Annotated in this window: 29 protein-coding genes; 13 read left to right on the top strand and 16 right to left on the bottom strand. The window is 60.8% G+C overall.

Going from position 1 to position 25441, the window contains the following annotated elements; translation table 11 throughout:
- Positions 1 to 41: 41 nt before the first annotated feature.
- Positions 42 to 641 carry a tRNA-uridine aminocarboxypropyltransferase gene (locus tag V8689_RS20300; RefSeq protein WP_056786542.1) on the bottom strand — a complete coding sequence of 200 codons (600 nt, stop codon included), beginning with the start codon at positions 639 to 641 and terminating at the stop codon, positions 42 to 44.
- Positions 642 to 648: 7 nt separating this feature from the next.
- Positions 649 to 1542, bottom strand: coding sequence for a LysR family transcriptional regulator (locus V8689_RS20305; RefSeq protein ID WP_017845303.1), 894 nt, complete (start codon positions 1540 to 1542; stop codon positions 649 to 651).
- Between the two features lie 302 nt (positions 1543 to 1844).
- Between V8689_RS20305 and speB the strand changes: the two genes are divergently transcribed.
- Both speB and V8689_RS20315 read left to right on the top strand, forming a co-directional pair.
- Positions 1845 to 2795, top strand: coding sequence for an agmatinase (gene speB / locus V8689_RS20310; protein WP_003193086.1), 951 nt, complete (start codon positions 1845 to 1847; stop codon positions 2793 to 2795).
- 162 nt (positions 2796 to 2957) lie between these two features.
- Complete coding sequence (locus tag V8689_RS20315; protein WP_056786547.1) at positions 2958 to 4340, top strand: sodium:solute symporter; 1383 nt, start codon at positions 2958 to 2960, stop codon at positions 4338 to 4340.
- A 190-nt stretch (positions 4341 to 4530) separates the two neighbouring features.
- On the opposite strand, the gene V8689_RS20320 is transcribed toward V8689_RS20315, so the two are convergent.
- Both V8689_RS20320 and ptrR read right to left on the bottom strand, forming a co-directional pair.
- Positions 4531 to 4653: a PA1414 family protein gene (locus tag V8689_RS20320; protein WP_003193089.1), complete on the bottom strand. Its 123-nt coding sequence runs from the start codon at positions 4651 to 4653 to the stop codon at positions 4531 to 4533.
- 142 nt (positions 4654 to 4795) lie between these two features.
- A complete protein-coding gene (gene ptrR, locus V8689_RS20325; RefSeq protein WP_056786549.1) occupies positions 4796 to 5689 on the bottom strand; it encodes a putrescine utilization regulator PtrR in 894 nt (297 codons plus the stop codon).
- Between the two features lie 104 nt (positions 5690 to 5793).
- On the opposite strand from ptrR, the gene V8689_RS20330 reads away from it, so the two are divergent.
- A complete protein-coding gene (locus V8689_RS20330; protein ID WP_056786552.1) occupies positions 5794 to 6972 on the top strand; it encodes an MFS transporter in 1179 nt (392 codons plus the stop codon).
- Here the strand turns inward: V8689_RS20330 and V8689_RS20335 are convergent.
- Entirely contained in the window at positions 6916 to 7314 is a 399-nt protein-coding gene (locus tag V8689_RS20335) for a DUF2177 family protein (RefSeq protein WP_057709760.1), read from the bottom strand. The genes V8689_RS20330 and V8689_RS20335 overlap by 57 nt on opposite strands.
- 111 nt (positions 7315 to 7425) lie before the next feature.
- The gene (locus V8689_RS20340; RefSeq protein WP_044275017.1) at positions 7426 to 8262 is read right to left on the bottom strand and encodes a CvfB family protein; all 837 of its coding nucleotides are present in this window, start codon (positions 8260 to 8262) and stop codon (positions 7426 to 7428) included.
- A 323-nt stretch (positions 8263 to 8585) separates the two neighbouring features.
- Between V8689_RS20340 and V8689_RS20345 the strand changes: the two genes are divergently transcribed.
- The 3 genes from V8689_RS20345 (at position 8586) to V8689_RS20355 (ending at position 10633) form a co-directional block, all read left to right on the top strand.
- Positions 8586 to 8765: a hypothetical protein gene (locus tag V8689_RS20345; RefSeq protein WP_003193095.1), complete on the top strand. Its 180-nt coding sequence runs from the start codon at positions 8586 to 8588 to the stop codon at positions 8763 to 8765.
- Between the two features lie 212 nt (positions 8766 to 8977).
- Positions 8978 to 9700 carry a TorF family putative porin gene (locus tag V8689_RS20350; protein ID WP_056786557.1) on the top strand — a complete coding sequence of 241 codons (723 nt, stop codon included), beginning with the start codon at positions 8978 to 8980 and terminating at the stop codon, positions 9698 to 9700.
- A 66-nt stretch (positions 9701 to 9766) separates the two neighbouring features.
- A complete protein-coding gene (locus V8689_RS20355) occupies positions 9767 to 10633 on the top strand; it encodes a DUF6279 family lipoprotein (RefSeq protein WP_056786559.1) in 867 nt (288 codons plus the stop codon).
- Here V8689_RS20355 and copD read toward each other — a convergent pair.
- From copD to V8689_RS20380, 5 genes are all read right to left on the bottom strand, one after another.
- Positions 10630 to 11511 (bottom strand): copper homeostasis membrane protein CopD, encoded by an 882-nt coding sequence (gene copD / locus V8689_RS20360; RefSeq protein WP_056786562.1) that lies wholly within the window; start codon positions 11509 to 11511, stop codon positions 10630 to 10632. The genes V8689_RS20355 and copD overlap by 4 nt on opposite strands.
- Complete coding sequence (gene copC / locus V8689_RS20365) at positions 11508 to 11894, bottom strand: copper homeostasis periplasmic binding protein CopC (protein WP_056786565.1); 387 nt, start codon at positions 11892 to 11894, stop codon at positions 11508 to 11510. Before copC ends, copD begins: the two co-directional genes overlap by 4 nt.
- Before the next feature lie 49 nt (positions 11895 to 11943).
- A complete protein-coding gene (locus tag V8689_RS20370) occupies positions 11944 to 12771 on the bottom strand; it encodes a copper resistance protein B (RefSeq protein WP_056786568.1) in 828 nt (275 codons plus the stop codon).
- Positions 12772 to 12781: 10 nt separating this feature from the next.
- A complete protein-coding gene (locus V8689_RS20375) occupies positions 12782 to 14497 on the bottom strand; it encodes a copper resistance system multicopper oxidase (RefSeq protein WP_056786571.1) in 1716 nt (571 codons plus the stop codon).
- A 126-nt stretch (positions 14498 to 14623) separates the two neighbouring features.
- Positions 14624 to 15013 carry a hypothetical protein gene (locus V8689_RS20380; RefSeq protein WP_056786574.1) on the bottom strand — a complete coding sequence of 130 codons (390 nt, stop codon included), beginning with the start codon at positions 15011 to 15013 and terminating at the stop codon, positions 14624 to 14626.
- Positions 15014 to 15166: 153 nt separating this feature from the next.
- Here V8689_RS20380 and V8689_RS20385 point away from each other — a divergent pair, with 153 nt between their 5' ends.
- Positions 15167 to 15436, top strand: coding sequence for a hypothetical protein (locus V8689_RS20385; RefSeq protein ID WP_056786576.1), 270 nt, complete (start codon positions 15167 to 15169; stop codon positions 15434 to 15436).
- A 64-nt stretch (positions 15437 to 15500) separates the two neighbouring features.
- On the opposite strand, the gene V8689_RS20390 is transcribed toward V8689_RS20385, so the two are convergent.
- Positions 15501 to 16847 carry a DEAD/DEAH box helicase gene (locus tag V8689_RS20390; protein WP_003193110.1) on the bottom strand — a complete coding sequence of 449 codons (1347 nt, stop codon included), beginning with the start codon at positions 16845 to 16847 and terminating at the stop codon, positions 15501 to 15503.
- Positions 16848 to 17039: 192 nt separating this feature from the next.
- On the opposite strand from V8689_RS20390, the gene V8689_RS20395 reads away from it, so the two are divergent.
- Positions 17040 to 18332: a mechanosensitive ion channel family protein gene (locus V8689_RS20395; RefSeq protein ID WP_056786579.1), complete on the top strand. Its 1293-nt coding sequence runs from the start codon at positions 17040 to 17042 to the stop codon at positions 18330 to 18332.
- Between the two features lie 16 nt (positions 18333 to 18348).
- Here the strand turns inward: V8689_RS20395 and V8689_RS20400 are convergent, their stop codons facing one another.
- Complete coding sequence (locus V8689_RS20400) at positions 18349 to 18915, bottom strand: TetR/AcrR family transcriptional regulator (RefSeq protein ID WP_056786582.1); 567 nt, start codon at positions 18913 to 18915, stop codon at positions 18349 to 18351.
- A gap of 125 nt (positions 18916 to 19040) precedes the next feature.
- Between V8689_RS20400 and V8689_RS20405 the strand changes: the two genes are divergently transcribed.
- Both V8689_RS20405 and V8689_RS20410 read left to right on the top strand, forming a co-directional pair.
- Positions 19041 to 19829 carry an SDR family NAD(P)-dependent oxidoreductase gene (locus V8689_RS20405; protein WP_056786585.1) on the top strand — a complete coding sequence of 263 codons (789 nt, stop codon included), beginning with the start codon at positions 19041 to 19043 and terminating at the stop codon, positions 19827 to 19829.
- A gap of 60 nt (positions 19830 to 19889) precedes the next feature.
- Positions 19890 to 20918 carry an NADP-dependent oxidoreductase gene (locus V8689_RS20410; protein ID WP_056786588.1) on the top strand — a complete coding sequence of 343 codons (1029 nt, stop codon included), beginning with the start codon at positions 19890 to 19892 and terminating at the stop codon, positions 20916 to 20918.
- On the opposite strand, the gene V8689_RS20415 is transcribed toward V8689_RS20410, so the two are convergent.
- The 3 genes from V8689_RS20415 to V8689_RS20425 all read right to left on the bottom strand — a co-directional run bounded on the left by V8689_RS20415 (position 20875) and on the right by V8689_RS20425 (position 23012).
- Positions 20875 to 21744: a carboxylate/amino acid/amine transporter gene (locus V8689_RS20415; protein WP_034136149.1), complete on the bottom strand. Its 870-nt coding sequence runs from the start codon at positions 21742 to 21744 to the stop codon at positions 20875 to 20877. The two genes, V8689_RS20410 and V8689_RS20415, sit on opposite strands and share 44 nt — an antisense overlap.
- A gap of 202 nt (positions 21745 to 21946) precedes the next feature.
- Entirely contained in the window at positions 21947 to 22546 is a 600-nt protein-coding gene (locus tag V8689_RS20420) for an FMN-dependent NADH-azoreductase (RefSeq protein ID WP_056786594.1), read from the bottom strand.
- Between the two features lie 151 nt (positions 22547 to 22697).
- Positions 22698 to 23012: a hypothetical protein gene (locus V8689_RS20425; protein WP_056786596.1), complete on the bottom strand. Its 315-nt coding sequence runs from the start codon at positions 23010 to 23012 to the stop codon at positions 22698 to 22700.
- 49 nt (positions 23013 to 23061) lie between these two features.
- On the opposite strand from V8689_RS20425, the gene V8689_RS20430 reads away from it, so the two are divergent.
- The 3 genes from V8689_RS20430 to V8689_RS20440 are packed head-to-tail and all read left to right on the top strand — an operon-like array spanning position 23062 to position 25370.
- The gene (locus V8689_RS20430) at positions 23062 to 23985 is read left to right on the top strand and encodes a LysR family transcriptional regulator (RefSeq protein WP_003193120.1); all 924 of its coding nucleotides are present in this window, start codon (positions 23062 to 23064) and stop codon (positions 23983 to 23985) included.
- Between the two features lie 14 nt (positions 23986 to 23999).
- Complete coding sequence (locus V8689_RS20435) at positions 24000 to 24803, top strand: alpha/beta fold hydrolase (RefSeq protein ID WP_056786598.1); 804 nt, start codon at positions 24000 to 24002, stop codon at positions 24801 to 24803.
- 3 nt (positions 24804 to 24806) lie between these two features.
- Complete coding sequence (locus V8689_RS20440; RefSeq protein WP_017527526.1) at positions 24807 to 25370, top strand: peptidylprolyl isomerase A; 564 nt, start codon at positions 24807 to 24809, stop codon at positions 25368 to 25370.
- The last annotated feature ends 71 nt before the right edge of the window (positions 25371 to 25441 follow it).

Genomic DNA, 25441 nt, shown 5'->3' on the forward strand with positions numbered 1-25441 from the left:
CGCAAAGTGTGGTGCTTATGGCTTAAAGGCATAAGCAGGGTTTATGTCGGGTCGCCATGGTTACGCTGGAAAACTTCCTCGCCCATCGCAGCAATCTGCCCTTCGATCAGCGCTTCAAAAGGTTTGAGCAATGGCTCGAACGACGTCGGCGCTTCCAGCACCTGCAAGGCTTGCGTGATCGCTTCGACCGTCGACAAGGCGCCAGGCCCCGGCGCCTTGCGCAAGCGATAGCGGGAAACGCCGCCGTCGGCCAATGTCACCCGGGGCAGCGCCGCCAGCAAAGGGTTGAGGTGCAACAGCTTGCGTGCCTTGCGCCAGGTGCCATCGGGAACCACCAACAGCAGTGGCTGATCGTCAGGGGCATAGGCGTGCAGCGGCTCGGCGTCATCCGCCGGGAACAACAGCCGTGCCCGATAGCCAGGCGGGTTCAATAGCGTCGCCAAGTCATCAAACACCTCCCCCACCACCAACTGCGCATTGTTCAGGCCCAACGCCGCCAACCGCGCCGTATTGAGCGCATGGCCGACCTCGCTCGGGTGCTGCAACAGCAACACGCGGGTGCGGCTGTCGAGGTGGGGGATCAGCGCACAGAGGCAGTGCGTGGTCGGGCGCAGGCAGCGCGGGCAGTGGGGTCGGGACATGGTGTTTTCAGGCCTGGTTGAGCTGGGTCTTGAGCAAATCGCGGAAGGTCTGGATCAGTGGCTCGCGGCTGCGGCCACGGCGCATGATCATCGAAAACGGCGCCTGGTAACCGAAGGTGGCCGGCAGCAATACGCGCAGGTCGCCCTTGTCTGCCCAGGCCTGGGCGTAATGCTCCGGCAGGTAGCCAATGTAAGCGCCCGACAGCACCAGAATCAGCTGCGCTTCCATACTTTCCACCGTCGCAGCGCTGTGCTTGAAGCCGTGGCGCGCCAGCTCGGCCTGGCTCCAGTAACCTCTCCCGACCATACGTTGCTGGGTGATCACTTGTTCCGGGATGCGCCGCTCGTTGAACAATGGGTGCCGGGTGCTGCAATACAACCAGTGCTGTTCGCGGTACAGCGGCATGTAGATCAGCCCGCTCATGCGGTTGGAAAACGCGCCGATGGCCAAGTCCAGGCGGTTGTCCTGCACCCCCAGTTGCAATTCGTAGGGGCTCAGCACCGACAGGTGCAAATGCACTGCCGGGTGCTCCAGGCTGTAGGCGCCAATCACTTCAGCGAACGGCAAGGCCTTGTCGCTGACGGTGGAGTCGAGCACCCCGAGTTTGAGGGTGCCGCGCAATTCGCCTTTCAACGCAGCGGCGTATTGCTCGAACCCTTCAAGTTCGCCCAACAGGCGCAGGGTTTCCTGATGAAACAGCTCGCCCTTGCTGGTCAGGCTGAAGCCGCCACGGCCACGATGGCACAGCACCAGGCCCAAGGCAGATTCGAGTTGGCTCATGTAGGTGCTGATGGCCGACGTCGACAGGTTGAGTTCGTGCTGGGCATTGGCGAACCCTTGATGGCGCACAACGCTGACGAAGATGCGCAGGAGTTTCAGGTCGGGCAAGGCGTTGGCCATGGGGGCTCCAGTGAAGCGTGACGCAGAGCATCACAGGATGCATCCCCACGCAGAGCGTGGGAATGATCAACTGTGGAGCGAGCTTGCTCGCGAAAAACCTGAGGCCGCCGCGTACATTCTGGACGTGCGCATCATCGTTGACGTTTTTCGCGAGCAAGCTCGCTCCTACAGGGATCAGGGAGTTTAACCCAGGCTTTAGTTTAGAAAAATCTGAACTAAGTATTTGCCTCTGCCGATTCTTCCCGCGCCAGGCTTTTCGCAGAATCGGCCCCTGACAACCAAAACAACGATGAGGCAATCCCGTGGACAAGATTCTCCACCAACCACTGGGCGGCAACGAAATGCCGCGCTTCGCCGGCATCGCCACCATGATGCGTCTTCCCCACCTGCAAACGGCCAAGGGCCTGGATGCTGCCTTTATCGGCGTACCCCTGGATATCGGCACCTCGCTGCGCGCCGGTACGCGCTTCGGCCCTCGGGAAATCCGCGCCGAGTCGGTGATGATCCGGCCCTATAACATGGCCACCGGCGCCGCCCCTTTCGACTCACTGTCGGTGGCCGATATCGGCGACGTGGCGATCAATACCTTCAACCTGCTCGACGCGGTGCGCATCATCGAAGAGGCCTACGATGAGATCCTCGAACACGACGTCATCCCCCTGACCCTGGGTGGCGACCACACCATCACCCTGCCGATCCTGCGGGCGATCCACAAGAAACATGGCAAGGTCGGGCTGGTGCACATCGATGCCCACGCCGACGTCAACGACCATATGTTCGGCGAGAAAATTGCCCACGGCACCACCTTCCGCCGCGCCGTGGAAGAAGGCTTGCTCGATTGCGACCGCGTGGTGCAGATCGGCTTGCGTGCCCAGGGGTATACCGCCGAAGACTTCAACTGGAGCCGCAAGCAAGGCTTTCGCGTGGTCCAGGCTGAAGAATGCTGGCATCACTCCCTGGCGCCGCTGATGGCCGAAGTGCGAGAAAAAGTCGGCGGCGGCCCGGTGTACCTGAGCTTCGACATCGACGGCATCGACCCCGCCTGGGCACCCGGCACCGGCACCCCGGAAATCGGCGGGCTGACCACCATCCAGGCCATCGAAATCATCCGTGGCTGCCAGGGCCTCGATCTGATTGGTTGCGACCTGGTAGAAGTGTCGCCGCCCTACGACACCACCGGCAACACCTCGCTGCTGGGCGCCAACTTGCTGTACGAGATGCTCTGCGTATTGCCTGGCGTCGCGCATCGCTGATAAGGCGAACGCGCTGAGAACAATAAAAACCGCGTCTTCACACTCACAACCAAGGGGGTCGCACAGATCCCCGACAACGATGTACCTGACTTTCGCTCGCGTGTTTACCGAGCCAGCTGCCGCCTGATCGCCCATAAAAAATATAATCGGAGAACCGCCGTCATGGCTTTGGATTTATTCGTCGTACTCATCTACGCCGCCGGCATGCTGGTGCTCGGCTACTACGGCATGCGTCGCGCCAAGACCCACGAAGACTACCTGGTCGCCGGCCGCAACCTCGGCCCATCGCTGTATATGGGCACCATGGCCGCCACGGTGCTGGGCGGTGCCTCCACCGTCGGCACCGTGCGCCTGGGGTATGTGCATGGCATTTCTGGTTTCTGGCTGTGCGCCGCGCTCGGCGCAGGCATCATTGCCCTGAACCTGTTCCTGGCCAAGCCTTTGTTGAAGCTGAAAATCTTCACCGTCACCCAGGTCCTGGAAAAACGCTACAACCCCATGGCCCGCCAGGCCAGCGCGGTGATCATGCTGGCCTACGCGCTGATGATCGGCGTGACCTCGATCCTGGCCATCGGCACGGTGCTGCAAGTACTGTTCGACCTGCCGTTCTGGATGTCAGTACTGGTGGGCGGCGGCGTGGTGGTGGTGTATTCGACCATCGGTGGCATGTGGTCGCTGACCCTCACCGACATCGTGCAATTCGTGATCAAGACCGTCGGCCTGATGTTCATCCTGCTGCCGATCTGCCTCTACCGCGTCGGAGGCTGGGATGAACTGGTGGCCAAGCTGCCAGCGTCGAACTTCAGCTTCACCACAATCGGCTGGGACACGATCATCACCTACTTCATGATCTACTTTTTCGGCATCCTGATCGGCCAGGATATCTGGCAACGGGTGTTCACTGCCCGTGACGAAAAGGTCGCCCAGTACGCAGGTACTTTCGCCGGCTTCTATTGCATCCTGTACGGCCTGGCCTGTGCGCTGATTGGCATGGCCGCCCATGTGCTGATCCCGGACCTGGACAACGTCAACAATGCCTTCGCCGCGATCGTCAAAGCTTCGCTGCCGGACGGCATTCGCGGCCTGGTCATCGCCGCCGCGCTGGCCGCCATGATGTCCACCGCCAGCGCCGGCCTGCTCGCCGCCTCCACCGTGTTGACCGAAGACCTGCTGCCCCGCCTGCGCGGGGGCAAGGCGTCGAGCCTGCGTATCAACCGCCTGTTCACCCTGTTGACTGGCATTGCCGTGCTGGGTATCGCCTTGGTGGTGAACGATGTGATCAGCGCCCTGACCCTGGCCTATAACCTGTTGGTGGGCGGTATGTTGGTGCCCTTGATCGGCGCGATCTTCTGGAAGCGCGCGACAACCTCGGGCGCAATCACGTCCATGAGCCTGGGCTTTGTGACCGCGCTGGTATTCATGTTCAAGGATGGGTTGGATGCAAACACGCCGATCTACTACAGCCTGGCGGTGGCGCTGGTGAGCTTTGTGCTGGTGAGCTTGCTGTCGCGTCGACCCGAGAAAGTGGCGGCTGCGGTGGTTTGAGCTATAACAAGGACGGGAATATTTTCTTCAGCGGGCGCGACGTCGGAGGTCGCGCCCGTTTTTTTCGCCTGGTGAAAGACAACTGTGGGAGCGGGCTTGCTCGCGAAAGTGGTGTGTCATTCAACCTTATTTTGGCTGATACACCCTATTCGCGAGCAAGACCGCTCCCACATTTTTTTAGACTGCGTAATTAGCGGCGACGTGGCCGACGCTGCTCGTCATCCGTGCGGATCGGCACCGGTTGCAGCGGAGGCTCGATCAAGCCCAATGCAACGCCAAGATCGTGGAGCCAGTTTTGGATTTTCTCTTTCATGATTGCCCCCTTTGAGGGTAGTGCTGGCCGGCGTGAGTTCTGTCGCCGTTTCCTACAGTGATAGTAGCCCTAAGTCCTAGGTAATGCTTGAAGGAAACCACAACGAACTATTACTGAATTGATCCGAATCCTGACGGTTCGTTCAAGCAATGGCACGTGTGTCCTGCACGCATCGCGGGTTGCCATCGTGCTGCAGGTCGATCCATGCATTGAGGTTAGCGCCGAGCATACCCTTTCGCCACATCAGCCAGGTGGTCGCAGTGGCAAAAGGCCCAGTCAGCGGATGAACGGACACGCTGTCTTTGCCGGGCAGGCTGTCGAGCATGGACTCAGACATCAACGCCACGCCGGAACCTGCGATCACGCAGGCGAGCATGCCTTGGTAGGACTCGATCTCGATCGCTCGCCCCATCGCCACACGCTCGTGGGAAAACCAGGTTTCCAGGCGCGTGCGGTAGGCGCAACTGCGCCGGAACGTGAACACCGCACGGCCCGCCACATCCTGGGGGCCGCGTACCGGCGGGTGATCGGCCTCGCAAATCAGCACCAGGCGCTCTTCGCACAGCGGTACACCATCCAGGGTGGCGATGGTCAGCGGGCCGTCGACAAAGGCTGCGTCCAGGCGCCCGGTAATCAGCCCTTCCAGCAACTCCCCACTGGGCGCGGACTGCACCTGCAGGTTCACCATGGGGTAAGTCTTGTGATAGCGCGCCAGCAGCTTGGGCAAATGCACCGCGGCGGTGCTGTACATGCTGCCCAAGACGAAATCCCCGGCCGGTTGCCCGCCTTGTACAGCGCCGTGGGCCTCGTCGTGCAACGCCAGCAGGCGGGTGCTGTAGTCCAGCAGTACCTTGCCCGCCGGAGAAAGCTGTAAACGCTGGCGCTCGCGCACGAACAGATCGACGCCCAGTTGCTCTTCCATTTGTTTAAGCCGGGTCGACAGATTTGAGGGCACGCGGTGCAGGCGCTCGGCGGCGCGGGTGATGGAGCCCTCTTCCGCCACGGCCTGGAAAATGCGTAATTGACTGAACTCCATTACTTTCTCCAAAACTGAACAAGTTACTCACTATTATTCAATTTTACAGAAAGTCAATCCGTCTTAGCCTGCAAGGCATTCGCTTCTTTGCAGGAAACCTGAATATGTCCCCGCTGATTCGTTTACTCGCCAGCTTCGTCGCCCTGATGATGGCTATGGGCATTGGCCGCTTCGCCCTGACCCCGCAAATGCCGCATTTGCTCAGTGAAGGCCAGATCGACCTGACCGGCGCCGGCCTGCTCGCTGCCGCCAATTACCTGGGTTATTTCGTCGGAGCGGTGGACTCGATCTTTGCCCGTAGCCATCAGCATGTGCGCGGGCGCCTCTACGGCGGGTTGTGGCTGTGCGTATTGCTGACCCTGGCGTCTTACTGGGCCCACGGCTTCTGGCCGCATTTTTTGCTGCGCTTCGGCACCGGGGTCGCCAGTGCCTGGGCCCTGGTGATGATTACCAGCCTGAGCCAGCCACTGGCGATTGCCGCCGGGCGCCCGCGCCTGGGTGCGTTGGTATTTGCAGGGCCGGGGTTGGGGATTGTGCTGACGGGGCTGCTGGCGCTGGCGTCGAACCTGTTGGGGCAAAGTTCTGCCACGCTGTGGTTGCTCTACGGGACGGTAGCGCTGGTGATGCTGCTGGCTATCCTGCCGTTTTTACCCAAGCCGGCCGTCACGGTTACGCAGGTCGCCAGCGCGGGGAGCAACGGCAGCATCGCGCACCTGTGCTGGATTTATTTCCTGTACGGCCTGGGCTACATCATCCCGGCGACCTTTCTGTCGCAGATGGCCAGCGCACAATTCCACGGGGCCTGGCAGGCCGATCTGTTCTGGCCCTGCTTTGGCCTGGCGGCCGCACTGGGAGTGGGGGTGGCAAGCCTGCGCCGCAAGCATCCGAACACTACTCGTCGCTGGTTGATGGCGACTTTATGGCTGCAAGCGGCCGGGGTGTTCGCCTGCCTGCTTGGCAATGGCTGGGGCTTGGCGTTGGGCGTGTTGCTGTGCGGTGCGCCATTTCTGGCGTGCATGCAACTGGTGATGGCGCGGCTCAGAGAAGTCGCGCCCCACGGCTACCAACGCAGCACGGGGTTGCTGACCGCCAGCTTCGCCATGGGCCAATTGAGCGGGCCCCTGTTGGCGTCGGTCAGCAGCCACCTCAGTGGCGGCCTGCAACCGGCGCTGGTCGTCGCCGCTACCGGCTTGCTATTAGCCGGTTCAGTGCTGATCAACCGTCCGCTACCGGCGCAGCCGGTTTGCACACAAGTGGCCAACGGTGCAGCAAATGGCGGTTAGGCACGTGCCCCACGCCATGTCCATCAGCGCCAACCCGGCAGACCAGCCTTGAAGCGTGGCCCAGTTGCTCAGGTCATAGGTGCCATAGGCCACCAGGCCAAGCAAGGCACCCAAACGCGCAGCGCGCTGCCAACTGGCGCTGGGCAAGACCACCAACACTACACAGCCGAGGACATACAGGAGATAGAACAATACCGCAGGCAACAGGCGTGGCTGATCAAGCATCAGCGCGCCGAGCAGGGATTTGTAGGTGGAACCCATGAGCACGCCGAGCCAGAGGCCGTCGAGGACCAGGAAGGCGAGCAAGGTGCCGAGGTAGGCAAAAACCGTTCTTTTCGACATGACACAACCCTGTAGGAGCGAGCATGCTCGCGAAAAACGTACATCCGACGCTACGCTGCGCCTGGAATATTTTCGCGAGCAAGCTCGCTCCTACAGGAGAGCGAAGCGTACTCAGCTTAGTTCAATGCGATCGGCGTGAATCACGATCTGGCCCTGCTTGTAGAGCGCGCCAATGGCCTTCTTGAAGTTGCCCTTGCTCACGCCGAACAAGTTGCTGATCACCGCCGGGTCGCTTTTGTCGCTGACCGGCAGGGTGCCGTTGTTGTCGCGCAACTTGGCGAGGATCTTCGAGTTCAGGCTGGAGGCCGCTTCCTGGCCCACCGGTTGCAGGCTCAGGCTGATGTTGCCATCGGCGCGGATCTCTTTGATGAAACCCTTCTCTTCCTTGCCCGGGCGCAGGAACTTGAACACTTCGTTCTTGTGGATCAGGCCCCAGTGCTTGTTGTTGATGATCGCCTTGAAGCCCATGTCGGTGGCTTCGGCCACCAGCAAGTCGACTTCCTGGCCCACCTGGTAGTTGGCCGGCGTCTTGTCCAGGTAACGGTCAAGGCGAGCGGTGGCGGTGATGCGCTTGGTGTGCTTGTCGAGGTAGACGTGCACCACGCAATATTCGCCTGCGGTCATCTGGCGTTTTTCTTCCGAGTACGGCAGCAGCAGGTCCTTGGGCAAACCCCAATCAAGGAACACGCCAATGCTGTTGACTTCCACAACTTTCAAACTGGCGAATTCACCGACTTGAACTTTGGGTTTTTCGGTGGTGGCGATAAGTTTGTCATCGCTGTCCAGATAAATGAAAACGTTGAGCCAGTCTTCATCTTCACTGGGAATATCTTTAGGGATATACCGATTAGGCAAGAGGATTTCCCCATCTTGCGCACCATCGAGGTACAAACCAAAGTTAGTGTGCTTGACCACTTGCAAGCTGTTGTAGCGCCCGACTAAAGCCATTTCCAATACCCTCATTGCGTGGGCGGCATTCTACCCGAGTTGGGCCCTGCACGCGCGCGCGCCTGAAAAATCGCGGGCTGGCATAGCGTTCCAATGGCAGCGTCCCACTCGTCTGATCGTTCGGTTCACTTTGAGCAGGCCACCAGCGGTCCACCCCGCCTGTGGTTTCCAGCTAAAACAGTAAGTTAGCGCGTTATTTCGGCGCTGAACTTCGGCTATTTCCAGCGCTGCGTATTAATTCTGAGGGATATTTGCCAAGCAATTGTCAAGTATTTCCTGTACGATGCCTGGCCAAGTTAATTTTCTACAGGTTAGTGGCCGCCATGCGTGTAAAAGCATCCAACAGCAAAGCAAAGCCAGCTCCCGCCGTTGAAACCAGCGAATCGATCAACAGCCAGATCGCTGCGTTCCTCAAGTCCGGCGGCGAAATCCAGCAAATTGCCAAGGGCGTGAGCGGCCAGACTTTCGGCCCGTCCAAGCAGATCAGCCTGGGCAAGAAGTAATAGTCTTACCCGCGCACTGCATCTGGTCCCTAAGCGTCTTGCCTTCAAGGCGCTAGGACTAGAGTTTCACCCCCCTCCCAACACCTTCAATACGCAGCTAATCGACGAACGGGCCTCAACGTCTGGCATTCGCCGGTATCCTTGCACACGTCTAGCACGGGCATCCGCCTGAACCTTTCCGTTACTGCTCCTCGCTTTTCATGGAGTGAAGCATGCTTAAACGCTGTATTTTCGTGGTCAGCATTCTGGTCGCCAGCCCTTTGACCCAAGCGCATATCTTCCAGCGCGAATTGGGTGACTTCGACCTGAAGTTAGGTACAACCCCCAGCCGTACCATGGCCCAGGGCCTGGTCAAGCCGACCACCCCTGGCAGCGACTCGTTCCACGGTGGCCTGGACCTTACCCACGATAGCGGCCTGTATTTCGGCCAGTTTTCCCCAAACATGGGCCTGTCGTCGGCCAATAACCTTGAAGTCGACTCCTACATGGGCTTCAAGCGTCCGTTCGACCAGACCCTGGGCTACGAAGTCGGCTTGATCCACTACAGCTACCCCAAGGTCAGCCCCCTCGACAGCCAGGAGTTCTACGGTGGGCTGAACCTGCTGGGCAACCGCTTTGGCGTGTCTTTCAGCAATGACCCCGACCGCCAGGACAGCACCCTGTTCGCCGACCTGGGCGGTACCCAGCCTTTTGGCATCGGCGTCAGCATGAAGTACACCACCCATCAACTGGGCACGCCGGTCTCGGTAGAGAACGGCGCCATCAGCAGTTTCAGCGATTGGTCGGTGCAATTTTCCCGGGCCTGGAAAGGCATTGACCTGGACCTGATCTACAGCGGCTCCAGCCTCAGCGGCAGTGACTGCTCGGCCTACTCCGGACACAATTCGCAATGTGATGGGCTGTTGACCTTGAAGGCTGCACGGTCGTTTTATTGATGGGCTGAACTGTCGCACCCCGCGCAGGTTCACATGCATTAACGCCCTCCATGCAAGGACCTGCCCATGTTGCGCCGGCTCAAACTCCTGATGGTACTGCTGACCCTGAGCCTGGTGCTTGCCGGCTGTAATCGCGTGGGCCTGGCCTACCGAAACCTCGACGTGATCATCCCCTGGACCCTCAACGACTACCTGGACATGAATGCCGGGCAAAAGAGCTGGTTCAACGACACCCTCAAGGACCACCTGGCCTGGCACTGCACCACGCAATTGCCTGGCTACCTGGACTGGCTCGACCGCCTGCAGCAGATGGTCGACAGCAACCAGGTCACCGACGCCGCATTGCAAACCCGTACTGTCGAAGCCAAACAGGCAATTGCCGAGATTGCGCGGGAAATCACGCCCTCAGCTGTGCAATTGCTGCAAGGCCTGGATGATCAGCAGGTCAAGGACATGAGCGACGCCCTGGCCAAGGACCTGCGCAAACGCCAGGACGAATACCTCAAGCCACCACTGGCTCAACAAATCAAGGAACGCGCCGAACGCATGAGCAAGCGCCTGGACGCCTGGATTGGCCCGTTGAACCCAGGCCAGCAAAACCGCGTGACGGCCTGGTCTGCCGAGTTGGGCGCACAAAACCAGGCATGGATCGGTAACCGCGCCCATTGGCAGGCGCAATTCATCGACGCACTGCAACAACGTCACAGTGCCGATTTCCCGCAGAAAATCCAGCAATTGCTGGTGGACCGCGAAAGCCTGTGGACCCCGCAATACCGCGCCGCCTATGCCCAGACCGAAGCCGCCGCGCGCAGCTTGCTCGTCGACGTGATGGCCCAAAGCTCTCCAGCGCAGCGCCTGAAACTCACCCAGAAAATCGATAAGGTCCGCAGCGACTTCCAGGCACTCAAATGCCTGAAAAGCGCACAGTCTTAGCCAGGCGCCAAGGTGCCCAGCCAGGCCACCAGGCCAAGGATGAGCACCACAGCGCCAAACTCCAGGGCTATGCTGCGCCGTAACGCACGGATCGCCACGTTATAGTCGCCCGCCGCGATGGATCGTTGCAGAAGCGGCGTCAGGTGAAAGCGATTGAGCGCCGCCAACGCCAGCATCAGGCCAAACAACCCCAGCTTCAGGCACAACAGCACCGCGTAGTCTCCACCGGTGATGCCCCCCAGATTCGGCCCGACAACAAACAGATAATTGGCAACGCCAGTGCCGATCAGCACCAGGACAAATCCCGCGCCAATGCGCTCAAAGCCTGCCAATGCTCTGGCCAGAACCTGGACCCGATCACCCTGTGGCAACGGCGCAGCCATCAACAACAAACCGAATGCCGCCAACGCCCCTACCCAACCCGCCGCCGCCAACAGGTGTGCACTGTCGCTGACGATATGCCACACACCTTGCGCACCTTCGTGCATCACGCCGTGCCCTGTCCACACCAGGGTGACCAACGCCACGCCAGCCGACAGCGTGGCCAGCGCCAGGTGCGGACTCAGTGCCGCAACGATCAACGCCGCGATACGCACCCACCACGTCAACCCCAGGTCGGTCTGCCACAGCATCATTTGCAGGTGCGGCCACAGCGCCTGCCAATCCGTGGCGCCGCTCATGGTCTGGGTCATGACCAGCAGCGACGCTACCGAAAACACCAGCCCCAAGCCGCCCGTCAATCTCATCAACGCCTTTAGATTGAGCAACCTGCGTTGCTCAGCGTAGAGGCCGTAAAGGCCAAACAGCCCCAGTCCAAATAGCACCATAAGGTCGAGATAGAGCGCGAAGCGCAATGCGATGGGGATCAGCTCACTCATGGCTGCACGCGGAACACCACATTACCCGTGATCGGATGCGTATCGGACGACACCGCACGCCAATCCACCCGATAGCTGCCGGCGGTGAGTGCGGAGGCCGGCTTGATCAACATCACCTTGGGGTCGCTGCTCGCCGACACGCTGGCTTTCACCGGCATCGGCGAATTGGGCATGCCCGGCATGTCGGTCATGATCAGCTTGGCCCCGGAAAACTGGGTCAGCAGGTTTTCTGAGAAATGCAATTCAATCACTGCGGGAGCGACGCCCTGTGCGCCTGCCGCCGGGATGGATGACAGCAGCTTGGGGTGCGCCGAAGCGGGCAAACCAAGAGTTAAACCTACCCACAACGCAGCACCCAGCAGCGTGGTTTTCAACATAGACATGCAAGACTCCAGGCCGCGCCAGGCGGCGAATAATAAAAAGGGAAACCCGTCAGAACCACAGGCGCACGCCGACGACCCAGCGCAGTTGATTGATGTCTTCGTCTTCGTCCCGTGCGTATTGCGCGGTCTGGCCATAAGCCCGGTTCCAGCTGACCCCAACGTAGGGCGCAAACTCCCGGCGAATTTCGTAGCGCAAGCGCAGGCCCAGTTCACTTTCTGACAAGCCCGAACCCATACCGCGTTGCGGATCGTTCTGCGCATAGAAATTGAGTTCTGCGGTGGGCTGCAGGATCAGACGGTTGGTGAGCAGAATGTCGTAGTCGCCTTCCAGGCGTGCGGCGGTATTCCCCGATTCGCCGACAAACAACGTGGCTTCGGCCTCGAAGTTGTAGAGCGCCATGCCTTGTACGCCAAGGGCCGCCCAGGTCTGGCTGTCACCGGGTTTGAAGTCCTGGCGCACGCCGCCGACCACGTCCCACCACGGACTGATGGCATGCCCCCACAAGGCTTGGGCTTCTGCGCTTTCAGTGCGGCCGGCGCTGCGTTCGCCTTCACTACGCAGCCAAAGGCGGTCGATGTCACCGCCGACCCAACCCTTGATGTCCCAACTCTGCGCGTTACCGTCGCCGCCCTGCCATTCCAACTGGTTGATCAGCAGCATCGAGTTGACGCCGCTGTCGTGCACTTGATGCCCTCCCGGCGCGTTGTAGACCGCCGCGCGGTCTGCGTCGGTCAGCGCCGGAATCGGCGTACGGCTTTCGGTCAGTGCTGGCGTTGCCGGGCTCATGCCCTGAAATTCATCCTCGGCCGCCAACGCCCATGGGGCGAAACCCAGCGTCGCGAAGGCGATGCACAGGGACGAGACGCAACGGTTCATGCTCGCTTCCTTATTCATGCACGCGCACCTCACGGAACATGCCCATTTCCATGTGGTACAGCAGGTGGCAGTGATAGGCCCAGCGCCCCAGGGCATCGGCGGTGACGCGGTAACTGCGACGGGAGCCCGGTGGCATGTCGATGGTGTGTTTGCGCACCTGGAACTGGCCGTTTTCGTCCTCCAGGTCGCTCCATAAACCATGCAGGTGAATCGGGTGGGCCATCATGGTGTCGTTGACCAACACCACCCGCACGCGCTCGCCGTAGGTCAGTTGCAGGGGTTCGGCATCGGAAAACTTCACGCCATTGAACGACCAGGCGAACTTCTCCATATGCCCGGTGAGGTGCAATTCGACGGTGCGCGAGGGGTCGCGGCCATCGGGGTCCGCGAAGGTACTGCGCAGGTCGGCATAGGTGAGCACACGACGGCCGTTGTTGCGCAGGCCAATCCCCGGGTCGTCCAGCTTGGGCACCGGGTTCATCGCCTGCATGTCCACTAGCGGGTTGTTCTGCTCGCTGGCGGGGTGCTTCTGCATCGCCATCGCGCCCATGGCGCTGTGATCCATCCCTTCCATGCCCGGCATATCGGCCATGGCACCGTGGTCCATGCCGCCCATGCCCATATCATCCATGGTCAGCCACGGGCGCGGATCAAGCGACGGTACCGGCGCAGTCGCGCCTGGCTGTCGGGCGAGGGTGCCACGGGCATAGCCGGTGCGGTCCATGGACTGGGCAAACAGCGTGTAGGCGTCTGCCAAGGGTTCGACCAGCACATCGTAGGTTTCAGCCACGGCAATACGGAACTCATCGACGCTCACCGGCTTCACCGGCTGCCCATCCGCGGCGATCACGGTCATCTTCAACCCGGGAATACGCACATCGAAATAGGTCATCGCCGAGCCATTGATAAAGCGCAGGCGAATCTTTTCTCCCGGTTTGAACACCCCGGTCCAGTTCTGCCCAGGCGACTGGCCGTTGAGCAAGTAGGTGTAGGTCTCGCCGCTGACGTCCGCAAGGTCGGTGGGGTTCATCTTCATTTGCGCCCACATCAGCCGGTCGGCAGCCGTGGCCGACCAGCCCTGCTCGCCCACATCCCGGATGAAATCGCCCAGGGTGGGTTTGTGCAGGTTGTAGTAATCGGACTGCTTTTTGAGGGTCTTCATCAGGGCGACGGGGTCTTCGTCGGTCCAGTCCGACAGCATCACCACGTAGTCGCGCTGGTAGGTATACGGCTCGGGCTCCTTGGGGTCGATGACCAGCGGGCCGTACACGCCCTGCTGTTCCTGAAGCCCGGAATGGCTGTGATACCAGTAAGTGCCGTGCTGTTTGACCTTGAACTGGTAGACGTAAAGGCCGCCCGGTTCGATGCCCTTGAAGCTCAGGCCGGGCACGCCGTCCATGGTCGATGGCAGCAGGATGCCGTGCCAGTGGATCGAGGTGGGCTCCCCGAGGCGGTTTTTCACGCGCAGGGTCACGGTGTCGCCCTCCCGCCAGCGTAACAGCGGGCCGGGCAGGCTACCGTTGACGGTCAACGCGGTGCGCGGTTGGCCTGTCAGGTTGACGGGGGTCTGGTCAATAAACAGGTCAAATTCGCTGCCGGCGGGTACCGTGGGCTGGCCGGGGCTGGTCAGCGCCCACACCGGCGGGCGCCAAAGCCCGAGCCCGCCGAGCAGGCCGCCTGCGGCCAGGCCTTTGACGAATGTGCGTCTGGAGGTTGTGGAGTGCATGCCGATTCAAGTCCGTGAGTTGAATGGCAGCAGATTAAGATTCGCCGGCTGTCAGCAACCTTAGCGGCAGATTACCGATTCGACAGGTTCACCCGGCACCCTCGGGGGCACCGGGGTATAAGAGGATCAGGCGATCTGGGCTTTGGAGGCCACCTCCGCGAACGTAGCCGGATCGAGCGCATCTGCCTGCTCATCCAACACTTGCCGCGGATGATCATTGCCCGGAATCGAGCTGTCGATCAGTGCCAGCAATTGCGCACCCAGGCCCGTGAGGATGAAGTTCTCGCCATTGCCGCCCTCTTCCTCCGGCCGCGACTCGATAAAGCCACGCTTGAACAGCAGCGCCTCGTAATCGGCAGCGGTCTTCTTCAGTGCGTCCAGGTTGCCAGTGTCCTCACCGGCCGTCGCCTTTTCGGCGGCTTCCTGTTCGGCGTATTTGCGCGGGGCAAAGCTGCCCTCGCCGTTCTGCACCTCATGCAGCAGACGTTCGATCAGATCCCAATTGTAAGTCGTCATCCTGATTCCTCCTGCAGGCCGATGGAGTTAGCCCGTCTAAGGGAGTGACACGTCCTGGCACTGGCCGTTCAACCGAACGGACGGGCGTCATTTCTCTGAACTTTCCAGAGGTTCGCCGCCTCAACTGCACATCACTGCCAAGGAAGTCCGACCATGAAAACCTTGCTGAAGCTGACCCTCGCCGCCACGCTGTTGAGCGCCCTGCCCGCCTGGGCCTGCACGCCCGAGGAGGCCACCGCCAAGCGCGAAGAACTCGCCCAGGAAGTGAGCAAACTCACAGAGCAGAACCCGAACAAGGCCAAGGAGATGAATGACGAGTTGCAGAAGATGGACCTGGATACCGAAAGCGCCGAGTTTCCCGACAAGTGCCAGTTGATCGATGCGCGGCTCAAGGAACTCAGAGAAGCTGCGGGGAAGCGTTGAGCACAGCGGGACGCTGATGGCGAAAAAAAACCGGACATCGTCCGGTTTTTTTAGGCCCGCCTGCTTATTCGGCAGCCGGAGCTTCTGGCTTGCGGCGCTTGAGCGGGGCCATGCCATCCTTGCTGACGAGCGACAGGTTGTCGGTCTTCGGCCGGTTGGCGATCTTGCGCTTGGTCGGCGACTTGGCGCCGGTTTTCTTCTTGTCGCCCTTGGCGTCGGTCTTTTTCTTCTTCACGCCAACAGCCTTGCCCGACGCCTTGACCTTCTTCGGCCCGGTGTACGTGCCTTTGACTTCCTTGATGGTGCGGCGCTCGAACGACTGCTTCAGGTAGCGTTCGATGCTCGACATCAGGTTCCAGTCGCCGTGGCAGATCAGCGAGATGGCCAGGCCATCGTTGCCGGCCCGCCCGGTACGGCCGATGCGGTGCACATATTCGTCGCCGCTGCGGGGCATGTCGAAGTTGATCACCAGGTCCAGGCCGTCCACGTCGAGGCCGCGTGCGGCAACGTCGGTGGCCACCAGGATCTTCACGCCGCCCGCCTTGAGACGGTCGATGGCCAGCTTGCGGTCCTTCTGGTCTTTCTCGCCGTGTAGCACGAACGCCTTGTATTCCTGCGCAACCAGGCGCCCGTAGATACGGTCGGCGGCGGCACGGGTGTTGGTGAACACGATGGCCTTCTGGTAGGTCTCGTTGGCCAGCAACCAGTTCAGGATCTGTTCTTTGTGCACGTTATGGTCAGCGGTAACGATCTGCTGGCGCGTGGTGGCGTTCAGGTCGCTGACGTTGTTGACCTGCAAGTGCTCAGGGTTGTTCAGCACCTTGGCGACCATGTCACGCAGGGTCGAACCACCGGTGGTGGCGGAGAACAACATGGTCTGCTGGCGGTTGACGCACTCGCCGACCAGACGCTGCACATCATCGGCAAAGCCCATGTCGAGCATGCGGTCGGCTTCGTCGAGCACCAGCACTTCGACTTCCTTGAGGTCAAGGTTGCCAGCGTTGAGCTGCTCGATCATGCGCCCTGGGGTGCCGATCAGAATATCCGGCACCTTGCGCAGCATCGCGGCCTGGACCTTGAAGTCTTCGCCACCGGTAATGATGCCGGACTTGATGAAGGTGAACTGCGAGAAACGCTCGACTTCCTTCAGGGTTTGCTGGGCCAGCTCGCGGGTCGGCAGCAGGATCAGGGTCTTGATGCTGACGCGCACCTTGGCCGGGCCGATCAGGCGGTTAAGCACCGGCAGGACAAAAGCGGCGGTCTTGCCGCTGCCGGTTTGCGCCGTCACCCGCAGGTCACGCCCTTGCAGCGCGAGCGGGATGGCCGCTGCTTGCACAGGCGTAGGCTCGACAAATTTAAGCTCGGCCACGGCTTTGAGCAGGCGTTCGTGCAGGGCGAATTGGGAAAACACGGGTGCTACCTCGAAGAAATACAAAATATCAGCTGCATAGGTTACCGGTTTCGCGCGCCCAAACCGAGTTTCTTTACGCGAACGGGGCTAATCAGCTGCTTTTTTGTCAGCGATTTTGTCCAGAGCGTCAACTTTGTTGCACTTAAATGCTCTAATCGCCCCGTGTTGTCTTACAGAAGAATCGGTTCACTCATGGATATCAAACAGCTCTGGCTCAACGTCCAAGACCTCTGGGGCGCCCTCGATGAACACCCGGTCCTGCATTCCAGCCTCGGCTTGCTGGTGTTGCTGGTGGTGGCATTGGTGGTGGGACGAGTCGCCCGTTACCTCATCCTGCACGCGGTCAAATTGCTCGGCCGGCAACCGGCGCTGCACTGGCTGAACGACCTGCGGCATAACAAAGTCTTCCATCGCCTGGCGCAAATGACGCCGTCGCTGGTGGTCCAGTTCGGCCTGTACCTGGTGCCAGACCTGAGCAAGACCGCCATCCTGTTCATCGGCAACGTGGCCCTGGCGATCAGCATTCTGTTCATGGTGCTGGCGATTAGCGCCCTGCTCAACGCGCTGCTGGATATCTACGCACGCACCGAACACGCACGCACCCGCTCGATCAAGGGCTATGTGCAACTGGCGAAAATGGTGCTGTTCGTGTTTGGCGCGATCATCATCGTCGCCACCCTGATCGACCGCTCGCCGCTGTTGCTGCTGTCAGGCCTGGGTGCGATGTCGGCGGTGATTCTGTTGGTGTACAAGGACACGTTGCTGTCGTTCGTCGCCAGTGTGCAATTGACCAGCAACGACATGCTGCGCGTGGGTGACTGGATCGAAATGCCCCAGGTCGGCGCCGATGGTGACGTGGTGGATATCACCCTGCACACGGTGAAGGTGCAGAACTTCGACAAGACCATCGTTTCCATCCCCACCTGGCGCTTGATGTCCGAGTCGTTCAAGAACTGGCGTGGCATGCAGGCCTCCGGTGGGCGTCGCATCAAGCGCAGCCTGTACATCGACGCCAGCGGCGTGCGTTTCCTGAACGATGAGGAGGAAGTGCGCATGACCCAGGTGCACTTGCTCAGCGGCTATATCAGCCGCAAGCAGGCCGAACTCAAGGCCTGGAACGAGGCCCAGGGCCACAGCGCGCAACTGTCGGCCAACCGTCGGCGCATGACCAACCTCGGCACCTTCCGCGCCTATGCCCTGGCGTACCTGCAAAGCCACCCGGACATCCAGCCGAACATGACCTGCATGGTGCGCCAGATGCAAACCACCGCCCAGGGCGTGCCGCTGGAGATCTACTGCTTTACCCGCACCACGGCATGGGGCGATTACGAGCGGATCCAGGGCGATATCTTCGATTACCTATTGGCCGTGTTGCCGGAGTTCGGGCTGAGTCTGTATCAGCAACCGAGCGGCAACGACCTGCGCGCCGGCGTGCTGCCGGCATTGGCAGGGGCCATGCCGGTGCCCGTCGCCGAAACGGCATGAGGTGATGCGAACGGGATTACGGCAGTGATGCCGTAATCTCCTTGCGGCACACCTCAAGCACTTCATCGGCCAGGGCGGAATCATCCGGGCACGCCCGCGACAGCATGATTGCGCCGATGGCATGGGCCATGCTGTCGAGCATTTTCGCGCGCACGCCTTCTTGTGGCGTCTCATGAGCCGCGTTGTATTTTGCTTCCAGGGCCTGCAGGGTGTTTTCCAAGCCGTTGGCAAAGGTCGCCTTCAGCGTGTCCGATTGACGGGCAGCATCGGCGCACAACGCCGCCAAGGTGCATCCGCCGCCGCGATGGTCGCGGTGCTGTCTGGACAGGTAAACCTCAAAAAACTGCTCCACCTCCATCTCTGCGCTGTCGGCCAATGACTGCGCCAGGCTGTTGGCGGCGGCTTCCGCCATCAGGTCCGCCTTGGAACCGAAGTGCTTGTAGAAGCCGCCCTGGGTAAACCCGGCCGCGGCCATCAGCTCGGCCACGCCTACGCCATCGAAACCCCGCTCGCGGAACAGCTCGGAAGCTGTCGCGACGATATGGGCCCGATTGTTCTGTGACTGCGCCTTGGTGATCTTCATGTGTGTGGTCCTGCCCGCTTGCGAGATAGGCATATTACTATGATGTCGATCATAATCAAAACCGTTGACAGCTTTGATTATGATCGACATCATAAAACCTCCTCGCACTCACAGAGCATCACACCATGAGCACTTCCAACACCGTTCTGATCACTGGCGCTTCGACCGGCATTGGCGCCGCCTACGCCGAACGCTTTGCCGCACGCGGCCACGACCTCGTACTGGTCGCCCGTGACGTCACGCGCCTGGAAGCGCTCGCCGCCCGACTGCGTGAACAGCATGCCGTCAGCATTGATATCCTCCCGGCCGACCTGACCCAGAGCGCGGACTTGGCAGTGGTTGAAGCGCGCCTGCGTGATGACGCCAGCATCGGCACCCTGGTCAACAATGCCGGCGCCGCGCAGTCCGGCGGTTTTATCGAACAGTCCACCGACAGCGTCGCGCAGTTGGTCGCCCTCAACACCACCGCGCTGGTACGCCTGGCCAGTGCCATCACCCCGCGCCTGGCGGCAGCGGGCAACGGCGCTATCATCAACATTGGCTCGGTAGTGGGCCTGGCCCCGGAATTCGGCATGACGGTCTACGGCGCGACCAAGGCGTTCGTGCTGTTCCTGTCCCAGGGCATGAGCCTGGAGCTGGCGCCCAAAGGCGTGTACGTGCAAGCCGTGCTGCCAGCCGCCACGCGTACCGAGATCTGGGAGCGTGCGGGCATTGACATCAACACCCTCACGGACGTGATGGAAGTGGGCGATTTGGTGGATGCGGCGCTGGTAGGTTTCGATCGTCGCGAGCCGGTGACCATTCCGCCGTTGCAGGACGGTGCACGTTGGGACGCGTTGCAGGCTGCGCGGCAGGGCTTGCTGGCGCAGATCAAGCAGTCCCAGGTTGCCGAGCGTTATCTGGTCAACGCCTGATCACCGGTAGCAGGCGTGCTTTGCGCCTGCCCTTCTCAGCCAAGTAACGAGCGTTGAACCATGAAGGCATTTTCCATCGAACGGTACGGCAAACAGCCCGGCCGCCTCATCGAGGCCCCCGCGCCTGTCGTAGGTGAGCACGACGTGCTGGTTCAGGTGCGGGCCAGCAGCGTCAATGTGCTGGATGCAAAGATCGCCAAGGGCGAATTCAAACTGATCCTGCCGTATGCGTTGCCGTTGACACTGGGCAACGACCTGGCCGGCGTGGTGCTCAGCGTCGGCGCTGCGGTGCGACGCTTCAAGCCGGGGGACGAAGTCTACGCTCGCCCGCCCCAGCAGCGTATCGGCACCTTCGCCGAGTTAATTGCCGTGCACGAAGACGCACTGGCGCGCAAACCCGCGAATATCAGCATGGAGCAAGCTGCCTCCCTGCCCCTGGTCGCGCTGACGGCGTGGCAGGTGCTGGTGGAAACCGCGAAGCTGAAGAAAGGCCAGAAGGTGTTCATTCATGCGGGCTCAGGGGGGGTGGGCAGTATCGCCATCCAGCTGGCCAAGCATTTGGGCGCCTTCGTTGCGACCACCACCAGCACCGCCAATGTGGAGTGGGTCAAGGCGTTGGGGGCGGATGTGGTGATCGACTATAAACAGCAAGCCTTCGAGGCCGTGCTGCGGGATTACGATGTGGTGCTGAACAGCCTGGGCGCGGATGCGCTGGCCAAGTCACTGAAGATTCTCAAGCCCGGCGGTCAGCTCATCTCCATCTCCGGGCCGCCGACGCCCGCCTTCGCTCGCGCACAGAAGCTGCCGTGGGTATTAGGCCTGGTCATGGGCCTGTTGAGCAGCGGTATCCGCAGGAAAGCGCGCAAGCAAGGCGTGAGCTATGACTTTGTGTTCATGCGTGCCAGTGGCGCACAACTGGATGAAATCACCGCGCTGGTCGAGTCCGGGATTATCCGGCCGGTCATCGACCGTACCTTTCCTTTCGAATCCACAGCTGCGGCCCTGAACTATGTCGAACAAGGCCGCGCCAAAGGCAAGGTGGTGATCACGATGGCGACGGCACCGCCCGACGCACACCCAGCCGGCTGATCCACACCGCCCCCAGAATCACCAGACCGCCCAGGGCCAAGCGGCCCAGCGGTTCGTGCTGGTTCCAGATCAGCAGGTTCAGCAGCAACCCGACCGGCACATGCAGGTTGTTCATCACCGCCAGGGTGCCGCCATTGACCAGGCAGGCGCCCTTGTTCCACCAGTACATGCCCAGCGCGGTGCTGACCAACCCGAGGAACACCAGCACACCCCATTGCAGCGGCGCTTGCGGCAGGAAGTCAGCTTTGCCGAACAGCAGGAACGCCGGCAACACCACCAACAAGGCGCCCAGGTAGAAATAACCGAAACGCCGAAAGTGCGGCTGGTCACTGGGATAACGCGCCACCAGGTGCTTGTACATGACTTGCCCGGCGGCGTAGGTGAAGTTGGCCAATTGCAGGAGCAAGAACCCCATCAAAAAGTGCGGGGTGATCTGATCGAAACGAATCACCGCCGCACCACCCACCGCCACCAGGGCCGCCACCAGTGCCCAGGGATTGAAGCGGCGATTAAGCGCGTCCTCGATCAGCGTCACATGCAGCGGTGTGAGGATGGTGAACAGCAGCACTTCCGGCACCGTGAGCACGCGAAAGCTCAGGTACAGGCAGACGTAGGTCACGCCAAACTGCAATGCGCCGATCACCAACATGCCGCGCATGAACGCGGGCTCCACCGAGCGCCAGCGCGTCAGCGGAATAAAGATCAGCCCGGCCAGCACCACCCGCACCAGCACGGCAAAGTAGCTGTCGACGTGACCGGCGAGGTATTCGCCGATCAAGCTGAAGGAAAATGCCTGAATCAGGGTGACAACCAGTAGATAGCCCATGCGCGCCTCGTTTCGAATGGGCGCGACATTAAAGCTTTTTGGGGTTTGAAGAAACTCGGCGCAAAAAAAACCCGACCTCGCTAAAGCGGCAGTCGGGCAGGAGCACTCAGGAGCAAAAAGTGCAAAGGGAGGTTCGATACGCGTACTTGAAGGGTTTGCGTGGGGCTATATAAGCAGCACGGGATTATCTGACGATTAACGCTTAGGCCACCTGGGCCAGCAGTGCCTTGGCGTGATTGACGCCCTTCTCCTGGAAGTCGCCGCCCAGGTTGACGCCTTCGGCGTGAATGAAGGTGACGTCATGAATGCCGATAAATGCCATGACCTGGCGCAGGTACGGTTCCTGATGATCCGAGGTAGCACCGGTGTGAATACCACCGCGTGCGGTGAGCACGATAGCGCGCTTGCCGGTCAACAAGCCCTGGGGCCCAGTGGCGGTGTACTTGAAGGTCACACCGGCCCGCAACACGTGATCCAGCCAGGCTTTGAGGGTGCTGGGAACGGCGAAGTTGTACATCGGCGCGGCCATCACCAACACGTCGGCGGCCAGCAGTTCGTCAGTCAACTCGTTGGAGCGGTCCAGGGACACCTGTTCGTCGTCGTTGCGCTGCTCCGCCGGCTTCATCCAGCCGCCCAGCAGGTTGGCATCCAGGTGGGGGACCGGATTGAGCGCAACGTCGCGCACGGTGATGGTGTCTGCCGGATGGGCGACTTGCCATTGGCTGATGAACTGTTGGGTGAGCTGGCGGGAAATCGAATCCTGCTGGCGCGCACTGCTTTCGATGATCAGAACATTGGACATGGCTTCGTAGGCTCCATCGGTAATTGCTGTAAGTCGATGGAGAGAAGGTTAACCAGGGCCCATTCGATAAAAAAGCGCAAAAAACTGCTACAACCCATCTAGAAATTTGTTTATATGCGGAGTATTCCTGTGGGCATGCTCCGCTGCTGCTTTATTTTGGCGCGCAGTCCAGGGTAATACGCATCTTGATGATGGCGCGGTTGAACTTGACCGTGGTGTTGGTGCTTTTGCCGGCTGGCACGGTCACGGTGCGGCGGCGTGGCGATTCCGGGCCGTTGGTGAAGATTACCGAACACACAGCATCCTGGGTGCCGTAGTTGCTTAGCTGGATGGAACTGATGTCTGCGTCCACGTCGGACGCGGTGTAATCAATGCTGACGCCATCGATCTTTTTCGTCACGTCGATAGGATAGGCAAACGCGCTCATCGGCAGCAGCGCCAGCAACACACAACACAATTTTCTCATTCGGCAGTCTCCAATAAGGACCGCCAGCTTAGGACAAGAGGAGCTCATCTTGAAAGCGCCCCGCGTTACCCTCGATCAATGGCGCACCTTGCAAGCCGTGGTCGACCATGGTGGCTTCGCCCAGGCCGCCGAAGCGCTGCACCGTTCGCAATCTTCGGTGAGCTACACCGTGGCGCGCATGCAGGACCAACTCGGTGTCCCCTTGCTGCGCATTGATGGACGCAAGGCGGTGCTGACCGAGGCCGGTGAGGTGCTGCTGCGCCGATCTCGCCAGTTGGTGAAAAACGCCAGCCAGTTGGAAGACCTCGCCCACCATATGGAACAGGGCTGGGAAGCCGAAGTGCGCCTGGTGGTGGATGCCGCTTACCCCAGCGCACGTCTGGTTCGCGCGTTAACTGCCTTTATGCCGCAAAGCCGTGGCTGCCGGGTGCGCCTGCGCGAGGAAGTGCTGTCCGGCGTCGAAGAGTTGCTGCTCGACGGCATGGCGGACCTGGCCATTTGCGGGTTTATTATCCCGGGCTACCTGGGCACGGAAATGAGCGATGTGGAGTTTGTCGCCGTGGCCCACCCCGATCACTCGCTGCATCGCCTCAACCGTGAGCTGAGTTTCCACGACCTGGAGAGCCAGATGCAGGTGGTGATCCGTGACTCAGGCCGCCAGCAACCGCGCGACGTCGGCTGGCTCGGCGCCGAACAGCGCTGGACCGTTGGCAGCCTGGCTACTGCGGCCACCTTCGTCGGCAGCGGCCTGGGCTTTGCCTGGCTGCCCCGGCACATGATCGAGCGCGAACTCAAGGAAGGCGTGCTCAAGCAGTTGCCCCTGGAAAAAGGCGGCAGTCGCAACCCGACGTTTTACCTGTACTCCAACAAAGACAAACCCCTGGGGCCCGCCACGCAGATCCTCGTGGAATTGCTGCGCACCTTTGACACCGCTCCCCTGGACGCGCCCTTTGCCGCCCCCCAACAAGCCTGAAACGGAGTTCATCCATGGCCTGGTTCGACCATGAAGGCTGCAGCCTGCATTACGAAGAGTATGGCCATGGCAACCCGCTGATCCTGATCCACGGCCTGGGCTCCAGCAGCCAGGATTGGGAACTGCAAGTGCCGGTACTCGCCCGGCACTACCGCCTGATCGTGGTTGACGTGCGCGGCCATGGTCGCTCGGACAAACCCCGTGAGCGCTACAGCATCAAGGGGTTTACCTTCGACCTGGTCGCGCTGATCGAGCACCTCAACCTGCCTGCGGCCCACGTGGTGGGTTTATCCATGGGCGGCATGATCGCCTTCCAACTGGCGGTGGATGAACCCCTACGGGTCAAGAGCCTGTGCATCGTCAACAGCGCGCCTGAGGTCAAGGTGCGCAGCGCCGATGACTATTGGCAGTGGGCCAAACGCTGGACCCTGGCCCGCGTGCTCAGCCTGGGCACCATCGGCAAGGCCTTGGGCGATCGGCTGTTCCCCAAACCTGAGCAGGCCGACCTGCGCCGCAAGATGGCCGAGCGCTGGGCAAGAAACGACAAACGTGCGTATCTCGCCAGCTTCGACGCCATTGTGGGCTGGGGCGTGCAGGAACAACTGTCGAGAATTGCCTGTCCAACCCTGGTCATCAGCGCCGACCATGACTACACCCCCGTGGCGCAGAAAGAAATCTATGTAAAACTGCTGCCCGATGCGCGACTGGTGGTCATCGAAGATTCCCGCCATGCCACGCCCTTGGACCAACCCGAGGTCTTTAACGCGACCTTGCTCGATTTTCTAAAGACCGTCGAAACCACTACCCAGGATCACTGACCCATGCTGAAAAAAATCGCCTTCTTTGCCGGTTCCGCCTTGTTCGCTGCCAACCTGATGGCGGCTGAGCCGGCCAAGGCGCCACACGTGTTGCTCGACACCACCAACGGCCAGATTGAAATCGAACTGGACCCGGTCAAGGCGCCGATCAGCACCAAGAACTTCCTGGCCTATGTCGACAAAGGCTTTTACACCAACACGATCTTTCACCGCGTGATCCCGGGCTTCATGGTCCAGGGCGGCGGGTTCACCCAGCAGATGTCGCAAAAGCCGACTGAAGCCCCGATCAAGAACGAAGCCAGCAATGGCCTGCATAACGTGCGTGGCACGCTGTCGATGGCTCGCACTTCGAACCCGGATTCGGCCACCAGCCAATTCTTCATCAACGTGGCTGACAATGCCTTCCTCGACCCGGGCCGCGATGCCGGTTATGCCGTGTTCGCCAAAGTGGTCAAGGGCATGGACGTGGTCGACATCATCGTCAACTCCCAGACCACCACCAAGCAAGGCATGCAGAACGTGCCTATCGATCCTGTGATCATCAAGTCGGCCAAGCGCATCGACTGAGGTCTGCAGGCAGCTTTGCGCGGTGCCCACACGGCACCGCGCACCTTTGAAAGGAGAGCCCGCCCGGCGGG

The organism is Pseudomonas sp. AK181 (genome assembly GCF_051122975.1).
Lineage (GTDB): Bacteria > Pseudomonadota > Gammaproteobacteria > Pseudomonadales > Pseudomonadaceae > Aquipseudomonas > Aquipseudomonas lactis.